14 protein-coding genes are annotated in these 14,357 nt (G+C 72.3%); 5 read left to right on the top strand and 9 right to left on the bottom strand.

Features of this window, described 5'->3' with window-relative positions; all coding sequences use genetic code 11:
- Window positions 1–2: 2 nt before the first annotated feature.
- Window positions 3–632, bottom strand: coding sequence for a hypothetical protein (locus tag ACGFJ7_RS15905; RefSeq protein ID WP_392642554.1), 630 nt, complete (start codon window positions 630–632; stop codon window positions 3–5).
- 147 nt (window positions 633–779) lie between these two features.
- Here ACGFJ7_RS15905 and ACGFJ7_RS15900 point away from each other — a divergent pair, with 147 nt between their 5' ends.
- Genes ACGFJ7_RS15900 through ACGFJ7_RS15890 form a run of 3 tightly spaced genes read left to right on the top strand, consistent with a single transcriptional unit; the run spans window position 780 to window position 3,116 of the window.
- A complete protein-coding gene (locus tag ACGFJ7_RS15900; protein ID WP_392642553.1) occupies window positions 780–1,502 on the top strand; it encodes a phosphotransferase in 723 nt (240 codons plus the stop codon).
- Window positions 1,499–2,578: a methyltransferase domain-containing protein gene (locus ACGFJ7_RS15895; protein ID WP_360239770.1), complete on the top strand. Its 1,080-nt coding sequence runs from the start codon at window positions 1,499–1,501 to the stop codon at window positions 2,576–2,578. Before ACGFJ7_RS15900 ends, ACGFJ7_RS15895 begins: the two co-directional genes overlap by 4 nt.
- The gene (locus tag ACGFJ7_RS15890) at window positions 2,565–3,116 is read left to right on the top strand and encodes a DUF6817 domain-containing protein (protein ID WP_360239767.1); all 552 of its coding nucleotides are present in this window, start codon (window positions 2,565–2,567) and stop codon (window positions 3,114–3,116) included. The genes ACGFJ7_RS15895 and ACGFJ7_RS15890 overlap by 14 nt, the downstream gene beginning before the upstream one ends.
- On the opposite strand, the gene ACGFJ7_RS15885 is transcribed toward ACGFJ7_RS15890, so the two are convergent.
- A complete protein-coding gene (locus tag ACGFJ7_RS15885; protein ID WP_360239764.1) occupies window positions 3,088–4,665 on the bottom strand; it encodes a phospholipase D family protein in 1,578 nt (525 codons plus the stop codon). The genes ACGFJ7_RS15890 and ACGFJ7_RS15885 overlap by 29 nt on opposite strands.
- A 56-nt stretch (window positions 4,666–4,721) precedes the next feature.
- Here ACGFJ7_RS15885 and ACGFJ7_RS15880 point away from each other — a divergent pair, with 56 nt between their 5' ends.
- Entirely contained in the window at window positions 4,722–4,853 is a 132-nt protein-coding gene (locus tag ACGFJ7_RS15880; RefSeq protein WP_360239761.1) for a hypothetical protein, read from the top strand.
- On the opposite strand, the gene ACGFJ7_RS15875 is transcribed toward ACGFJ7_RS15880, so the two are convergent.
- From ACGFJ7_RS15875 to ACGFJ7_RS15845, 7 genes are all read right to left on the bottom strand, one after another.
- Entirely contained in the window at window positions 4,850–6,049 is a 1,200-nt protein-coding gene (locus ACGFJ7_RS15875) for an aminopeptidase (RefSeq protein WP_360239758.1), read from the bottom strand. The two genes, ACGFJ7_RS15880 and ACGFJ7_RS15875, sit on opposite strands and share 4 nt — an antisense overlap.
- A gap of 10 nt (window positions 6,050–6,059) precedes the next feature.
- A complete protein-coding gene (locus ACGFJ7_RS15870) occupies window positions 6,060–6,581 on the bottom strand; it encodes an NUDIX hydrolase (RefSeq protein ID WP_360239755.1) in 522 nt (173 codons plus the stop codon).
- Window positions 6,578–7,168: a methyltransferase domain-containing protein gene (locus ACGFJ7_RS15865; protein ID WP_360239752.1), complete on the bottom strand. Its 591-nt coding sequence runs from the start codon at window positions 7,166–7,168 to the stop codon at window positions 6,578–6,580. Before ACGFJ7_RS15865 ends, ACGFJ7_RS15870 begins: the two co-directional genes overlap by 4 nt.
- Window positions 7,165–7,953, bottom strand: coding sequence for an ATP-grasp domain-containing protein (locus ACGFJ7_RS15860; protein ID WP_392642734.1), 789 nt, complete (start codon window positions 7,951–7,953; stop codon window positions 7,165–7,167). Before ACGFJ7_RS15860 ends, ACGFJ7_RS15865 begins: the two co-directional genes overlap by 4 nt.
- Window positions 7,934–8,773 carry a PhzF family phenazine biosynthesis protein gene (locus tag ACGFJ7_RS15855; protein ID WP_360239749.1) on the bottom strand — a complete coding sequence of 280 codons (840 nt, stop codon included), beginning with the start codon at window positions 8,771–8,773 and terminating at the stop codon, window positions 7,934–7,936. The genes ACGFJ7_RS15860 and ACGFJ7_RS15855 overlap by 20 nt, the downstream gene beginning before the upstream one ends.
- A gap of 100 nt (window positions 8,774–8,873) precedes the next feature.
- Window positions 8,874–9,890, bottom strand: a complete 1,017-nt coding sequence (locus tag ACGFJ7_RS15850; protein WP_392642552.1) for a hypothetical protein — start codon at window positions 9,888–9,890, stop codon at window positions 8,874–8,876.
- 60 nt (window positions 9,891–9,950) lie between these two features.
- On the bottom strand, window positions 9,951–12,011 hold the full coding sequence (locus ACGFJ7_RS15845; protein WP_392642551.1) for a cellulose binding domain-containing protein: 2,061 nt from the start codon (window positions 12,009–12,011) through the stop codon (window positions 9,951–9,953).
- A gap of 190 nt (window positions 12,012–12,201) precedes the next feature.
- Here ACGFJ7_RS15845 and ACGFJ7_RS15840 point away from each other — a divergent pair, with 190 nt between their 5' ends.
- Entirely contained in the window at window positions 12,202–14,349 is a 2,148-nt protein-coding gene (locus ACGFJ7_RS15840; RefSeq protein ID WP_392642550.1) for a SpoIIE family protein phosphatase, read from the top strand.
- Window positions 14,350–14,357: the final 8 nt, after the last annotated feature.

Here is a 14,357-nt window from a genome sequence, read left to right as displayed (position 1 = left end):
TCTCAGTTGTGACCCGAACCGTGACACTGCTCCTGATCAATGCGGATGGCGCGCTGCTGGGCGAGTTGCCGCCGTTCGAGACCCCAGTACCGTGGTGGCAGGAGGTAGGCGACTTCACCACCTTGGCCGGCCTGACCCCCGACGCCCAGGTGCTGCGCCTCCTGCACGGCGACCGCCCCACCCCACCGGGCGGCCACGTCACTTATCTCGTCCAAGTCGCCGACAAGCCCACAAATATCCGAAAAATCGGGCAGCCCCACGATCTTGGCGCCACGGGCGCTGACGGAGCGGCGGGTGGCGCAGCGAGCGTGAGTGGCGCTGCGGGCGTTGGAGGTGCGGCGGCCGGTGGTGGCGCGGCGGCCGGTGGTGGCGCGGCGGGCGTGGGCGGCGCGGCCGAGGTGGGTGGCGCGGCGGGCGCTGGTGGCGGGGCCGACGTGGGTGGCGCGGCGGGCGCTGGTGGCGGGGCCGACGCTGGTGGCGCGGCAGGCGCGGCAGGCGCGGCAGGCGCGGGCAGCGTGGCCGACGTGGGTGGCGCGGCGGGCGTGGGCGGCGCTGGCGGCGCGGCGGGCGTTGGCGGCGCGGTGGGCGTGGGTGGTGCGGTGGGTGAGGGGGGCTTCGGTGTTGCCTCGCATGCCAAGCGGGCCGCCTACGCGGAGGTCAACGGGCCCGCTGAGACTCTGGCCTGGGCCGGTGGAATACTGCCCGGGGCCACGGCTCGGCAGCAGCGGACCTGGAATCTTTCGGCTATCTGGCGGCTCGATGACGGTGCCGGGCGGGCCGTGGCCTGGCTCAAGCAGGTGCCCCGTTTCTTCGGTCATGAAGCGCATGTCATCCGGCTTCTCGGGGAGGTCGCTCCGGGGCTCGCGCCCGAACTGATCGCGGCGGGCGAGCACGGGCGGATGCTTCTCGCGCACGCGCCGGGGGAGGACCGCTACGGCGCCGGGCCTGAGCTCTGCGCTGACATCGCCGCCGCTTTTCATCCCCTTCAGGAGCACTTCGCGAAAAATCCGGCGCTTCTGAGCGGTGTGCCGGATGCGCGGCTGGCGCCTGGGCCGTTCGAGCGCGTGGCCGCACCGTACCTCGCAAGCGTCTCCGGCCTTGGGAAGTTGATCGAAGGGCTTCCTGAGCGCATCGCGGCCATCGAGGAGTGCGGGCTGCCCGACACGCTCGTGCATGGGGATCTGCACCCGGGCAACGTGCGCACCGACGACGCCGGGCGGCTGACCATCATGGACTGGGGTGACTGCTTCTTCGGGCATCCCGGCTTCGACATTCTGCGGCTGACCGACGACCCCGCCGTCATCCGCGCCTGGTGCCGGCGCTGGCGGGGTGGTGGCGCCGACCCGGAGCGGGCCATCGAGCTGCTGCGGCCGCTGGCTCCTCTGCGCAGTGCCGTCGTCTACGCCGGCTTCCTCGACAACATCGAACCGTCTGAATTTCCCTATCACGCGGAAGACGTTCCGGCCGCGCTCGCCGCTGCCGCCTCTATCGTGGGGGAGTGAGCCGGCGCGGGTTCCTCGAGCAGATCCGGCAGGGCGGCGTGTCCCTGAGCCCGGAGCTGGCCGCCGCCTTCGCCGCCGTGCCCCGTGAGGCGTTCGTGCCGGACGGATTTCAGCGCCGCGACGGCACCTGGGCCATGCCGTCCGACGCCGACTTCCTCGAGCTGATCTACAGCGACGACGTGCTGGTCACCAAGGTCGACGGGCGGGTGCCGGTCAGCTCGTCCAGCCAGCCGTCGCTGATGGCCATGATGATCGAGGCCCTGGACGTTCGCCCGGGTCACCGCGTTCTCGAGATCGGGGCCGGCACCGGCTACAACGCCGCCCTTCTCGCTTCGCTCGGTGCCGAGGTGGTCAGCGTCGACGTCCAGCCCGACGTCGCGCTCAAGGCCCGGGCGGCTTTGAAAGCGGCGGACATCGCTGGTGTACGGGTGGAGCACGGCGACGGCTACGCCGGATCGACGGGCGGCCGCTTCGACCGGGTCATCGTGACCGTCGGCGTCTCCGGCCTGTCACCGCGGTGGCGAGCCGAGATCGTGGTCGCCCCGGTCGAACACGCCGGCACCCATCCCGTCCTGGCCGTGCAGGACCAGGTGGGTGCGGTGGTCACCCCGGCCGGTTTCATGACCGCGGCCGGCCCGCTCACCGCCGCCCACCCGTTCCCCGCCCCGGCCGCCCCGGGCACGCTGACCGAGTTCGCCGGCCACGAGGGGCCGGCCTTCGACCCGCCCCTGGAACCGCTCGCGTACCGCGACCTGTGGTACGCGGCCGGCGTCTGGAACCGCCGCGCCACCCTGACCGCCGTTCCCGGCCGCGAGCAGAACGCCCTGATCATCCTCGACCGGCCGCGCACCGGCGGCGCCGTCGTCCTGCCCGACGGCAGCGTGCTCGCCGGTGGGCCGGAGGCCGCCGCCTGGGCCGCCGAGGCCGCCGCCCTGCGCGACCGCTGGGCCGGCGCCGGTCGGCCTCCGATGCGCGCCTGGCGGGTCGGGCTGGCCCCGGCCGGCGACCCGGCCGCGCCGATCCTGATCCCGTCCACCTGGAAACTCACGCGGGGGAGCAGCGATGAGCCGTACTGACGTGGTCCGGGCCTGGCTGCGTGACCGGGGCGCCGAGGCGATCCCGCACGCCGGCGGTTCCCTCTACGAACATCTCCACCGGGTGCGGGAACGCCTCGAAGGGCACGGCCTCGGCGAGGACGAGCAGCTGGCCGGGCTCACCCACGCCGCGTACGGGACCGACGGTTTTCCGGTCGTCCTGCTCGACGTGGCCGAGCGGCAGCAGTTGCGGGCGCTGATCGGGCGGGAGGCCGAGGCGATGGTCTACCGGTACGGCGGATGCGACCGCGGGCGCACCTGGCGGGCGCTGCCGTCGACGTGCACGGTGTGGAGCCGCTTCACCGGGCACGCCGAGTCGCCGACCCCGGAGCGGCTGCGCGCCTTCGCCGACCTGAGCATCGTCAACGAGCTGGACGTCTACGAGCGGTCGCCGGAGATCGCGGCCAAGGCCGGCGACTACTTCCGGTCGGTCTTCGGATCATGGGCGCCCCTGGCGTCGCCCGCCGTGATGGCCGACTGCCGGCGCACGCTCACCATCGGCCCGCCCGGCGGTCGCTGATCGAGCGGCCGTCCGGGTCGTACATGAGCCGGTAGGCCGGCACCGCCCAGATCCGCTGGTACCACGGCAGCTTCGACGTCTCGTGCGGCATGATCTGCCCCGGCGGCCGCGGGCCCTTCTCGCCCTCGTCGTGCCACTTCTTCAGGCGCTCGGCGGTGCTGTTCATCACCCGTACCACCGAAACCGGATCCACCAGGTCCTCGTCGGACTCCCGGTCGACATGCTCGCGGGTCAGCGCGAGCCGCAGATCGCGGGGGAAGCGGCGGGCGCCGTCACCGAGGCCGGCCGGGTCGCGCGGTTCCCGCTCGTCGAGCGTGTCGTCGAAGATGGCGTTGGAGAGCTCGCTGTCGTGCGTCCACGAGCGCCGGTTGAAGTTGTCGCTGCCCACGCTGCACCACACGTCGTCGACCACGCACACCTTGGCGTGCACGTAGATCGGGGTGCTCTCCCGGTTCTCCAGGTCGAACACGTGCACCCGGTCGGGCGCGGCCATCCGGCACAGCTGGATCGCCTGCTCGCGGCCGACCTCGTTGGGCGGCAGCGCGAACCGCCCGTCCACGTCCGGGTGCCGGGGGACGACGGCGATCAGGTGCAGTTCCGGGTTGGCGTTCAGCGCGTCGGCGAACAGCTGGGCCACCTCGGCCGACCACAGGTACTGGTCCTCGATGTAGATCAGCTTCCGGGCCCGCTTGATCGCCTTGGTGTAGCCGCGCGCGATGGTCTGCTCGCCGTTCGACGCGAACTTGTACGGCGGCCGCATGGCCGGGTACGTCCGCAGGACCTGGATGGCGAGCGGCCCGCACTCGGGCGGGTCCGGCGGCTGCTCGGGCAGGCGGTCGGCCCGCAGGTCGGCGCCCTTGAGCTTGTCGGTGACGGTGGAGATGGGGCCGTTCTGGTCGAGCGGCGTCGGATCGTTCCACCGCTCGCGGAACGTCAGGTCGAGCGCGCCCACCACCGGTCCGCGCAGCGCGAGCTGCACGTCGTGCCAGGGCGGGGTCTTCCCGTACGCCTTCGCCATCGCGACCGCCTGCGGGTCACCCAGGTGGTTCTCGTCGTCCCGCCGGCTGTGGCACAGGTCGATGCCACCGGCGAAGGCGATGTCACGCGACGGGTCGCCGGGGTGGCGCAGGATCACCAGTTTCTGGTGGTGGGAGCCGCCGCGCCGGACCCGCTGGTCGAGCAGCACCTCCCCGCCCGCGGCCTCGATCTCGTCGCCGAGGTTGCGGTTCTCCTCTTCGCTGTAGGCGAGCTTGTCCACGTGGGAGCGCCAGAGCAGCCCCTTGACCACCACGCCCCGCTTGGCCGCCGCGCTGAAGAGCTCGGCGATCGTCGGCCCGTCGTCGCGCATCCGCTCGTCCGGGTCACCCCGCCAGTCGGTGAAGAACAGGTGGTCACCCTCTTGGAGGCTTTCAACCTCCGTCACCAGACGGTCAAAATAGGCTTTACCGTGAATTAGCGGTTCAGCCGCGTTTCCGGTGACCCACGTGGGTATGGAGGAGTCCGGGTTGTCGCGCTCCCGCGCACTGAGAAACCAGTCAGGCAACGGCACGACAACCAACCTAAGCCCGCACGCCACCAGGCGCACCCCGACCGGAGGGACCAATCATGAGCAGCGAGCCGCTGACCACCACCACCGCCGCCCCGGCCGACGCCGCCCAGGCGGCCGAGAAAGGCCTGCTCATCGCGGTTCTCCTGATCGTTCTGCTCGGTGTCGGAGCCATGCTGTTCATGGCCTAGTCAAGCACCCATGCGTCGTCCTTGATGATCTCTACCACACCCCGCGGCCCGCGGCCGGTGACGGTGATGCCGTCGCCGCCGATGACGACGTCGGTGTGCACGCTCGACATGTTCAGGCCGGCCTCGGCGCGCTGCCCCTCGGTCAGCGCCGTGCCGCCCTCGACGGCGAACGGGAAGCTCTGCCCCCAGGCGACGTGGCAGCCGGCGTTCTCGTCGAACAGCGTGTTGTGGAAGACGATGCCGGCCCGGGCGATGCGGCTGTCCCGGTCGACCAGCGACACCTCACCCAGGGAGCGCGCCCCCGCGTCGGAGTCGAGCTGAGCCCGTACGACCTCGGCCCCGGAATCCGCCGCGACGTCGGTGATCCGCCCGCCCACGAAGGTGACCCGCAGCCCGGTGACCAGAACCCCGCCCAGCACCAGGGGCTTCGTCAGCCGGATGACGCCGTCCGCGCGCGTCTTGTCCGGGCTGGTGAAGACCTCCTCGGTCGGGATGTTCGGCATGTACGGCACACCGGCCGGGTCGACCAGCCCACCACCGGTCCAGCGCGTCCCCGGCAGCAGCCCCACGGTCAGGTCGGTGCCCTCACCCACGTACCGGACCTCGGTCAGCTCCAGCTCGTCGAGCCGCCGCGCCCGCTCACCGAGCGTCGCCGACCGCTCCCGCCACGCCGCGACCGGATCGTCCGCGTCGAGCCGCATGGCCGTGCCCACGGCCTCCCACAGCCGGTCGGTGTCGGGCTCGCCGAAGATCTGCCGCGCCCACCCCGGATTGGGCGCACCCACAGCGGTCCACCGGACACCGTCGAACAGCGCCCGCCGCATGGCCTGCGACTCCTCCACCGGCACGGCCGCGGCCCGGGCCGGATCGGCCCCGTCGAGCAGATGAGGGTCGGCGTCACCGAGAAGCCTGATGAAAGCGACGCCTTCCTTGTGGTACCACTCGGTGCGCTCGAGAGCCCAGGGCCGGCTCGCGGTCAGCCGCTCCAGCGACTGATGGTCCACGGCCAGCCGCCGGATCGGCCCGTCCTCCCACTCGACCTCGGCCCAGCCCGCCCCGGCCCGGTAGGCCGCCGCGACCACCGCCCGCGCGATCTCCCGATGCGCCGTGTCGCTCCTGATCACCACACCCTGCCCGGGCTGCACGTTGACACCCACCCGGACCACCAGATCCGCGAACCGCTCGACCACGCTCATGCGCCCGAGCTTAGGACAACCGAAACAACGTCAGGGCGGCCAGCGAGGGCGCGTCCACGATCCCACCGCTCCGCAGCATGGCCACGATCTCGTCGTCGGTGAACGCCCGATGGACCATGTCGAGCTCGGTCACCTCCCGATCCGGTTCGCCCTCGGCCAGGTCGGTCGCGAGATAGACGTCGAATCCCTGTGTCGAGTAGCCGTACGCCTCGTACAGATGCCCCAGATGCGTCAGCGTCCCGGCCCGTAACCCGGTCTCCTCGGCCAGCTCCCGCCGGGCCAGCGCCGTCTGGTCCCCCTCATGGCCGGCGCCCCAGCTGCCCTGCGGGAACTCCCAGGCGCGCCGCCCAACCGGATAGCGGAACTGCTCGACCATCCAGAACCCCCGCGACCAGCGCGGCAGCACGAGCGCGAAGTCGGGTTTCTCCACCACGCCGTAGATGCCGGGACTGCCGTCCGGCCGCTGGACCCGGTCCTCCCGCACGGTCATCCACGGGTTGCGGTAGACGACGCGACTGCTCACCTGCTTCATGGTTTCCTTCCGTGCACCCGCTCGACCGTCCCCGCCTTGAGGCGCTGGGATTCGACGATCTCAAAACCCGCTTGCTGTACGGCGGTGAGCGGCCGCCGGGTGAAATGCTCGCCGGCCGTGGGAATCGTGACTCGTTCCAGCAACCACTGCGCCGCCCGCACCGGAACCGAACTGCTGACCACGTGGTCGAGCAGCAGCAGCCGGCCCCCGGAGGCGAGCACGCGCCGCATCTCGGCGATCGCCGCGACCGGGTCGGGAATCGTGCACAGCCCGAGCGCGCACACCACGGTGTCGAAGGCGCCGTCGGCGAAGGGCAGGTGCTCGGCGTCGCCGATCGCCTTGGTCAGCCCGGCTCGCGGCGCGACCGCCAGCATCCCGCTGCTCAGGTCGACCCCCGTCACCGTGACACCGGCCCGGTAGTAGGGCAGCTGCCGACCGGTGCCCACGGCGACCTCGAGGACCCGCCCACTCGCCCGCGCCCCCAGCCACTCACGCCCACCGGCGAACCAGTGGCGTTCCAGGAACGCGATCTGCCCGTCGTAGCGCGCCGCCGACCGGTCCCACACCCGCCGCTGCTTGTCGGTCACAGGATCGCCGCGATCAGCTCCGCCGCCGGCGTCGACGTCGGACGGTCACTGACCTGCCCGTCACCGAGCTCGACCACCCGCCACTGCCCGTCGCTCCGCAAGGCGAGGTCGACGGTGACGAAGGGCAGCCCCTTGACCGCGTCGCGCAGGAACGACACGTCGATGTCGGGCGGAAGCTGGCCGGCCGTGTCCGGATGCGCCGTGACCAGCCGGCATTCGCCATCCACCCACCATGTCCGCGCCTCGGCCCCGGTGAAATCCTCGAACCGCCGCAGCACGTACCCACCCGTGAAGTCGTCCCCCCGCAACTCCCGGAATCGCCGGGCGACGGCCCACGCCTTGCCGGCGTCGGCCAGATCGGGAATGTACGCGGCCTCGTACCAGTAATGCTTCATCGATTTGGTGTAGTCCCGCAGAACCGCGGCCCCCCGGTTGCCCAACCCGGCCCGAGCCTCCTCGAAATCACCCCAGGCCGACTCGGGAGTGAAGGGCGCGAGCGCCTCGTACCAGCCGGGAAGCTCGTGCCCCCGGCGGTACTGCGCGGCGCTGGTCCGAAGCCGCCCACCACAGGCGTCGGCCAGCCCGGCGTAGGCGGCGCTGCCGAGCATCCACCCGCGGTAGACGACCGGCTCATCCCCGTCGACACGCACGGCCCGCCCCGCAGCCACCGCGTCGTGGTCAACCATCGCCACCGTGTGCCCAGCGGCCCGCGCCGCGGCCGCCTCCTCAGCAAAGTGCTCATCGACCCGGCGCGGATTCACAACGTCACGAGGCACCAGCAGCATCATGAGCCCTTGATAGCAGGCTTCCGTCGAGGACGGTGACCGCGCGGCCGCTCAGCTCGACCCGGTCGCCTCGCAGAGCCGTACGGACGATGCCGGTGCGGGCCGAGGCCTGAAGGCCGGTCAGCTCGGGGCGGCCCAGGCGCGCCGACCAGTACGGGGCCAGAACGGTGTGCGCTCCGCCGGTCACGGGATCCTCGGGAATGCCGTCGGCCGGCGCGAAGAAGCGCGACACGAAGTCGTAGTGCTTTCCCGGTGCGGCCGGCGCCGTAGCGATGAAGCCGCGCAAACCGGTCGTCGCGCGCAAGCCCGCCAGAGCCGGAAGATCGGGCCGAAGGGCCCGGACCGCGTCCTCGTCGGGCAGAACCGCCAGCAGGTCGCCGAGCCGATCCGCCCGGAGAACGAGGAGCGGCTCCACTCCGAAGGCGGCGACGAACCCGGCGGGCGCGGCCGCCTCGACCGGAGGGGCCGCCGGAAAGTCCAGCGTGATCAGCCCATCGGCGGCGACGCGAGCGGTGAGCTCACCACTGAGCGTGTCGAACCGATACGTACCCGGCGCGCCGGCGTCGGCGGCGAGCGCATGGGCCGTGGCCAGAGTGGCGTGCCCGCAGAGCTTGACCTCGACGGTGGGAGTGAACCAGCGCAGCGCCCACCGGTCGCCGCCGAGACGGTGGGCGAAGGCGGTCTCCGAAAGGTTCAGCTCGGCCGCTACCCGCCGCATCCAGCCCTCGTCCGCCCAGCCGGCGCCGTCCAGCAGGCAGACGCCCGCGGGATTGCCGGCGAACGCCCGGTCGGTGAACGCGTCGATGACCCTGATCCGCATGATCAACACGGTAGGCGCCGGATCCCGGCCCCGTCGAAAGCCAATTCCGTCACCGTGGCGCGCCGGCCCGGGCGGTTCGGATCTCCGTTCGGGCTGGGCGCTACCGCTTGTCCGGGTCGGTGGGCAGCGGGCGGGTCGTGGTGGTGTCGGGCGGCGGGATCATCTGGGTTTCGTCGGCGCCGATGACGACCGTGTCGTCCCGGCCCGGATTGACGACCGTGGTGTCGTCGGTCCGCGAGGTGATCACGCTGGTGGTCTCGCCGTCGGGGGCCGGCTCGGACGGCGCGGGCGCTGAGCGGGGCGGCGGGATCACCTGCGTCTCGTCCGCGGAACTGGCGGCGGGGGCGGCGGCCGGCTGCGCGGCGGGTGCGGCCGGCTGCGCGGCGGGTGCGGCCGGCTGCGCGGCGGGGGCGGCGGCCGGCTCGGTGGCGGGTGCGGGTGCGGGTGCCGGCTCGGTGGTGGGGGCTGCCTGGCGCTCGGCGGCGTAGGCGCGGGCCTGGTCGCGGATGGTGGTGGACTCGGCGGCGGCGCGGGTGAGCCAGTACTCCCAGCGGGCCTGCATGGGGCGGATCAGGCCACCGCCCACGCCGACGATGATGACGCCGGCGATGGTGGCCAGGATGGCTATCAGTACGGGCCTGGTCACCGATGTGGCGATGCCTACCTCGTCCAGGGCGGCTATGACGCCGAGCGTCGCGATGATGATGGAGACGGCTCGGGCCAGGGCTCGGGCGTACGGCAAAGCGCCCAAAGCATTCACGATCAGGTCGGCCGCCGCCCGGCCGATCGCCAGCGCCACGACGACGATGACGATGGCGACGAACGCGCGGGGCAGCCAGGCGATGATGGCGGTGAGCAGGTCACTGACCGGGTTCGGGCCCCACAGGCCGAAGGCCAGTTGCAGGGCGAACAGCAGAACCCCGTAGAAGACGATCTTTCCGCACAGAACACTCGGTACGACCCGGAACGGGGTCGCCCGGTCGAGGCCGGCCCGGGCCAGGCCCTTGGTGACGGCGGTGCGGAGCAGGCGGGCCACCAGCCATCCGATCAGGACGACGGCGGCGAACGCCAGCGCCGTGGGAACCGACCGCAGCACCGGGTGCCAGACGTCTTCCATCGCGCCTCCTCGTTCCTATCGCGACCATAGGACGCAACGACCGAGTCGGCACGGGGACGTTCAGGAGCAGGCGTTTCCGTTGATCGTGCAGCCGCTGGGCGCGCCGTCGCCGTCGGACTGCATCTCGAAGGTGAATGTCGCCGAGTTCCGCGCGCCGATGGCCGCCCCGCCGAAGGTGACCCGGGTGCCGCTCGTCGAGGCCGAGACGCCGCCACTGAGGACGGTGATCGTGGCGCCGCTGGGGATGGTCAACCTGACCTGCCAGTCCGTGACGGCCGCCGAACCGGGGTTGTTCACGGTGACCGTACCCACGTCACCGTTCTCGTCGAACCCGTAGACGGCGGTCAGCGGCGCGGCGGCCGGCTTGGTCGGCACTGGCACGAGCGTCTTGGTCGGTGCCGGAGCGGCGGTGGTCGGCCGGGCCGTCGGCGCGGTCGTGGCCGGCCGGGTCGTGACCGGCGCGACGGGCGCGGCCGGCTTGGTGGTGGCGGCCGGTTCGGTGGTCGGCGCGGCGCTGGTCGGCGACGCGCTGGTCCGGGTCGGCGAGGCCGAGGTCGCGGCCGCGGTCGCCTGTGGAGTGGGCGCGTCCACCGTCGGATCGGCCGTCTCCACCGGCGCCGTGGTGGCCACGGCCGCGGTGGTCGGCCCCGGCTCCGAACTCGGCCGCAGCACGATGTATCCGGCACCCCCGGCCAGGAACACGCCGGCCGCCGCCAGAGCCACGATCCCCGCCCGCCGCCGGTTCCCTTCCCGGTGACTACGAGGCTCGGCCCGCGGCGCCGACAGGTCGATCATGGCGGTCTCACCCGCCACCGCCCCGCTCTCACTCCACGGCTCGGCGAACATCGTGGTCTCGGCCTCAGCCGGCCGTCCCACACGGGGGTCGATCTCCGGCGTCATGCCGCCGGCTTCTTGGTGGTACGCCTCGACGCCCACCCCGGCCGCGTTCCCCCCACGGCCGTACGCGTCATCGCGCCCCGAGCCTTCGCGGCTGTACATGTCCTCGGGCGGGGCGAAGCCCTCGCGGCCGTACGGATCGGCCTCGAAAGCGCCGCCCGGCCCGGAAGCGGAACCCTCGTGCCCGTGCGATTCGGCGCTTGTCCCCAGCCCGGCGCCGTCCCGCGGATAGGCCTCGGCTTCCGGCCCATAAACGCCTTGCCCGTACGGATCGACGTCCCGTTCGTGCCCCTCGCCACCCGGCCCGTCGGTGTAGGCGGGGTAGCCCTCGTTCCGATCGCCGAAGTCGGCCTCTTCGGCACGGACCCCATCCCGGACATATCTGTTATATCCGTCTGGCTGGTTCTGGTAGTAGCCGTCGTTGTCGCTCCGCCCCTCGAAGTCGGCCTCGTCGGCGTGAATCCCATCCCGGACATATCCGTTATATCCGTCTGACTGTTTCTGATCGTAGCCGTCGTCGTCGCTCCGCCCCTCAGAGTCGGCGTGGCTCCCGACAAAGGCGTCGTGCCCCGCGAAGGTGCCGTTCTCGTTGAAGGCGTCGGGCCCCGCAAAGGTGCCGTTCGCCGCGGAGGCATCGCGGCCCGCGAGGGCGCCCTGACCGTTGAAGGTGTCGTGACCAGTGGAGGCGTCGTGACCGTCGAAGGTGCCTTGGCCGGTGGAGACGTCACGGCCGTGGAAAGCGTCGTAGCCGGTGGAGATGCTGACGCCGGTGGAAGCGTCGTTCCCGGCGAAGGCGTCGTGGCCGGCGAAGGCGTCGTGGGTGCCGTTGGGCCCCTCCGAAGGCGCGCCGCTCTGGGCATATCCGTTATATTCGGCCGAATCGGTCCGGCTGTAGGCGTGGCCCTCGGGCGCGTACGCGTAGCCGTTCGGCTCGGGCCAAGTCTCCTCCGCGCCGGGCCACTCGTCGCCGGATCGCTGGTGGGGGATGTCGGCCGGCCAGCGGTCGGGTGCCTGCTCGGGCGTACCGGGAACCGGCTCTGGCCATGAGGTGTCGCGGCGCGGCGGCCACGACGGGTCGAACGAGGGCCGGGGCGCCTCGAACCGCGTCGTCTCCGCGTCCGACGGGGGAGCGGGCTCGAAGGCGGAGAAGGAGGCGGGCGGGGTCTGCCGCACGTCGGCGCGGTAGTCCGGTGCGCCATGGCGGGGGCGGCGGTCCTCGGTCACGGCCGCGACTATAAGTGAGCGAGTTAAGGACGGCGACGCTCTCCGAAGCAGCAATCAGCTACCCTCAGTGACTTCGCGCGGGGTGGGCTGGGGACGCTCCGGATAGTGCGGACTGGTCGTACCGTCAAGAATCGGACGGTTGGCCGGTGCGGCATCGTCCGAATGGCGGAGTCGGGATACGCTTTCGAGCATGGCCGGCAGCACGGGTGGGGTGAGCCCTTCAGTTATGCCCGCGCGGCCCTCGGCGACCCGTCTCGTGCATGAGGCCGACTGGTCCGCGACGGCGCTCGGCGCCCGCGACGGCTGGGATCCGGCTGTCGCCGCCACTATAGAGCTGGTGCTCGGCTCGCCGATGCCGATGGCCTACAGCCACGGCGACGAATTCCTGCTGATCTACAACGACGCGTACGCGGACCTGATCGGCTCCCTGCATCCGGCCGCGCTGGGGCGCCCGGCCGCCGAGGCTTTCGGTGACCTGTGGCGCGCGCCCGGCCTGGGCGGCGCCATCCAGGAGGCGTACCGCAGCGGCCGGCCGTTCCTCGAGGCCGAGACCCAGCTGACCGTGGTGCGTGGCCCGGGCGGCCGACCCGAGCAGGCCTTCTTCACCCGCGGCCACTCGGTGGTCCGGGACCGGCGCGGCGAGATCACCGGTGTGCTCACCGTGGCCGCCGAGACGACCCAGGTCACCCGCCGGCTGCAGAGCCTCGGCGATCTGACCGCCCGGCTGGCCGGCGCGCTCACCGTCGACGACGTGGCCCGGGTGGTTCTCGGCTACGCGTCGACCTCCTTCGACGTCGACCACTGCGTCTTCGCCGTCGACGACGGCGGGGCCTACCGGTATGTGCGCCGTATCCGCGGCGAGATGCTCGACGAGGCCGACGAGCGCCTGCCCCCGGTGTGGAAACGGGCGCCGAACGATCCGCGGGCCCCGCTGGTGGCCGCCGCGACCAGCGGGCAGCCGTCGTTCGTGACCGACGGTGAGCCGTTGCGCGCGGTCGCCACCGACCGCCACGAGCAGCGGGTCCGCTCGCTGGCCTCGCTGCCCCTGCGGACCGCCTCGCTGACCGGCGCGCTCACCATCGGCTACCGCCACGCCCACACCTGGCTGCCGGCCGAGCGGGCCCTGCTCAACGCGGCCGCCCAGCTGGTCGGGCAGGCGGCCGAGCGGGCCCGCCGGTTCGAGGCGCAGCACGGCACGGCCCAGCTGCTGCAGCGAAGCATGCTGCCGGAGCATCTGCCCGAGTTGGACACCTTCCGCATAGCGGCCCGCTACGACGTCGGTGTGGACGGCAACGCCGCCGGCGGCGACTTCTATGACGCGTTCACCCTGCTCGACGGCCGGCTGGCCATGGTGCTCGGTGACGTCGCGGGCCACGACGTGCGGGCCGCGGCCGTGATGGGGCAGGTGCGGGCCGCCCTGCGGGCGATGGCGCTGACCGACCCCGCCCCGCCGAGTGTCCTGGCCGGACTCGACCGGCTGGTCGGCTCGCTCGGTGCCGAGTCGCGTAACGAGGAGATCTTCGTGACCGTCGTGTACGGGGTGCTCGACCCGGCCGACGGCACGATCACCATGTCGAGCGCGGGTCATCCGCCGCCGGTGCTGCGGCGGGCCGGGGTGGCCGGCGAGGCGCCCACCGCCGAGCTGGTCAAGGTGCCGCCGGGCGCGCCGCTCGGGCTGGGCGGCCGCTGGCAGACCGGTCAGGTGCGACTGGAGCCGGGCGACTCGATCCTGCTGTTCAGCGATGGTGTGGTGGAGCGCCGCGGCCGCGCGCTCAACGACGGCCTCGACGCGCTGGTCGCGGTGACGGCGGCCGCCCCCAGTGGCGATCCGCGGAACTTGTGTGCGCTGGCGACGACGGCGGTGCCGGGGTCGACCGACGACGACGTGGCCGTGCTGGCGGTGGAGCACGCGGTGGCGATGAGCCGGTCGGCGACCATGCTGGTGCCGGCCGAGCCGACCGGGCCTTCCCGGGTACGCCAGTGGATGACCACCCGCCTGCGCGAGTGGAGCCTGCCCGAGTCGGTGATCGGCGCCGCCATTCTCTGCACGAGCGAGCTGACGACGAACGCCCTGTTGCACGCCGGCACGCCGGCCCAGGTGCACATCGACCTGAACGCCGAGCGGCTGCTGGTCTCGGTGGCCGACACGGGCACCCGCGGCACGGTCATCCGCGCGCACACCGACACGATGAGCAGTCGCGGCCGTGGTCTCGGTCTGATTGAGGAGTTGAGCGATTCGTGGGGCACCGACCCGTCGGTGCGGGGGTCCACTGTGTGGTTCGAGATGCTCGTGCCGGGCAGGAGCGCTCCCACGGCCGGCGACTTGTCAGCAGATTAACGATCACG

The organism is Actinoplanes sp. NPDC048988, from assembly GCF_043197815.1.
Classification (GTDB): domain Bacteria; phylum Actinomycetota; class Actinomycetes; order Mycobacteriales; family Micromonosporaceae; genus Actinoplanes.
This window is presented reverse-complemented; position numbering and strand designations above follow the sequence as displayed.

Excerpts from the sequence above, each read along its gene's own strand:
- ACGFJ7_RS15875 (WP_360239758.1), bottom strand. The coding sequence starts at position 6,049 with ATGAGCGTGGTCGAGCGGTTCGCGGATCTGGTGGTCCGGGTGGGTGTC.
- ACGFJ7_RS15860 (WP_392642734.1), bottom strand. The coding sequence starts at position 7,953 with ATGCTGCTGGTGCCTCGTGACGTTGTGAATCCGCGCCGGGTCGATGAG.
- ACGFJ7_RS15855 (WP_360239749.1), bottom strand. The coding sequence starts at position 8,773 with ATGCGGATCAGGGTCATCGACGCGTTCACCGACCGGGCGTTCGCCGGC.
- ACGFJ7_RS15890 (WP_360239767.1), top strand. The coding sequence starts at position 2,565 with ATGAGCCGTACTGACGTGGTCCGGGCCTGGCTGCGTGACCGGGGCGCC.
- ACGFJ7_RS15840 (WP_392642550.1), top strand. The coding sequence starts at position 12,202 with ATGGCCGGCAGCACGGGTGGGGTGAGCCCTTCAGTTATGCCCGCGCGG.
- ACGFJ7_RS15870 (WP_360239755.1), bottom strand. The coding sequence starts at position 6,581 with ATGAAGCAGGTGAGCAGTCGCGTCGTCTACCGCAACCCGTGGATGACC.
- ACGFJ7_RS15880 (WP_360239761.1), top strand. The coding sequence starts at position 4,722 with ATGAGCAGCGAGCCGCTGACCACCACCACCGCCGCCCCGGCCGACGCC.
- ACGFJ7_RS15905 (WP_392642554.1), bottom strand. The coding sequence starts at position 632 with ATGCGAGGCAACACCGAAGCCCCCCTCACCCACCGCACCACCCACGCC.
- ACGFJ7_RS15850 (WP_392642552.1), bottom strand. The coding sequence starts at position 9,890 with ATGGAAGACGTCTGGCACCCGGTGCTGCGGTCGGTTCCCACGGCGCTG.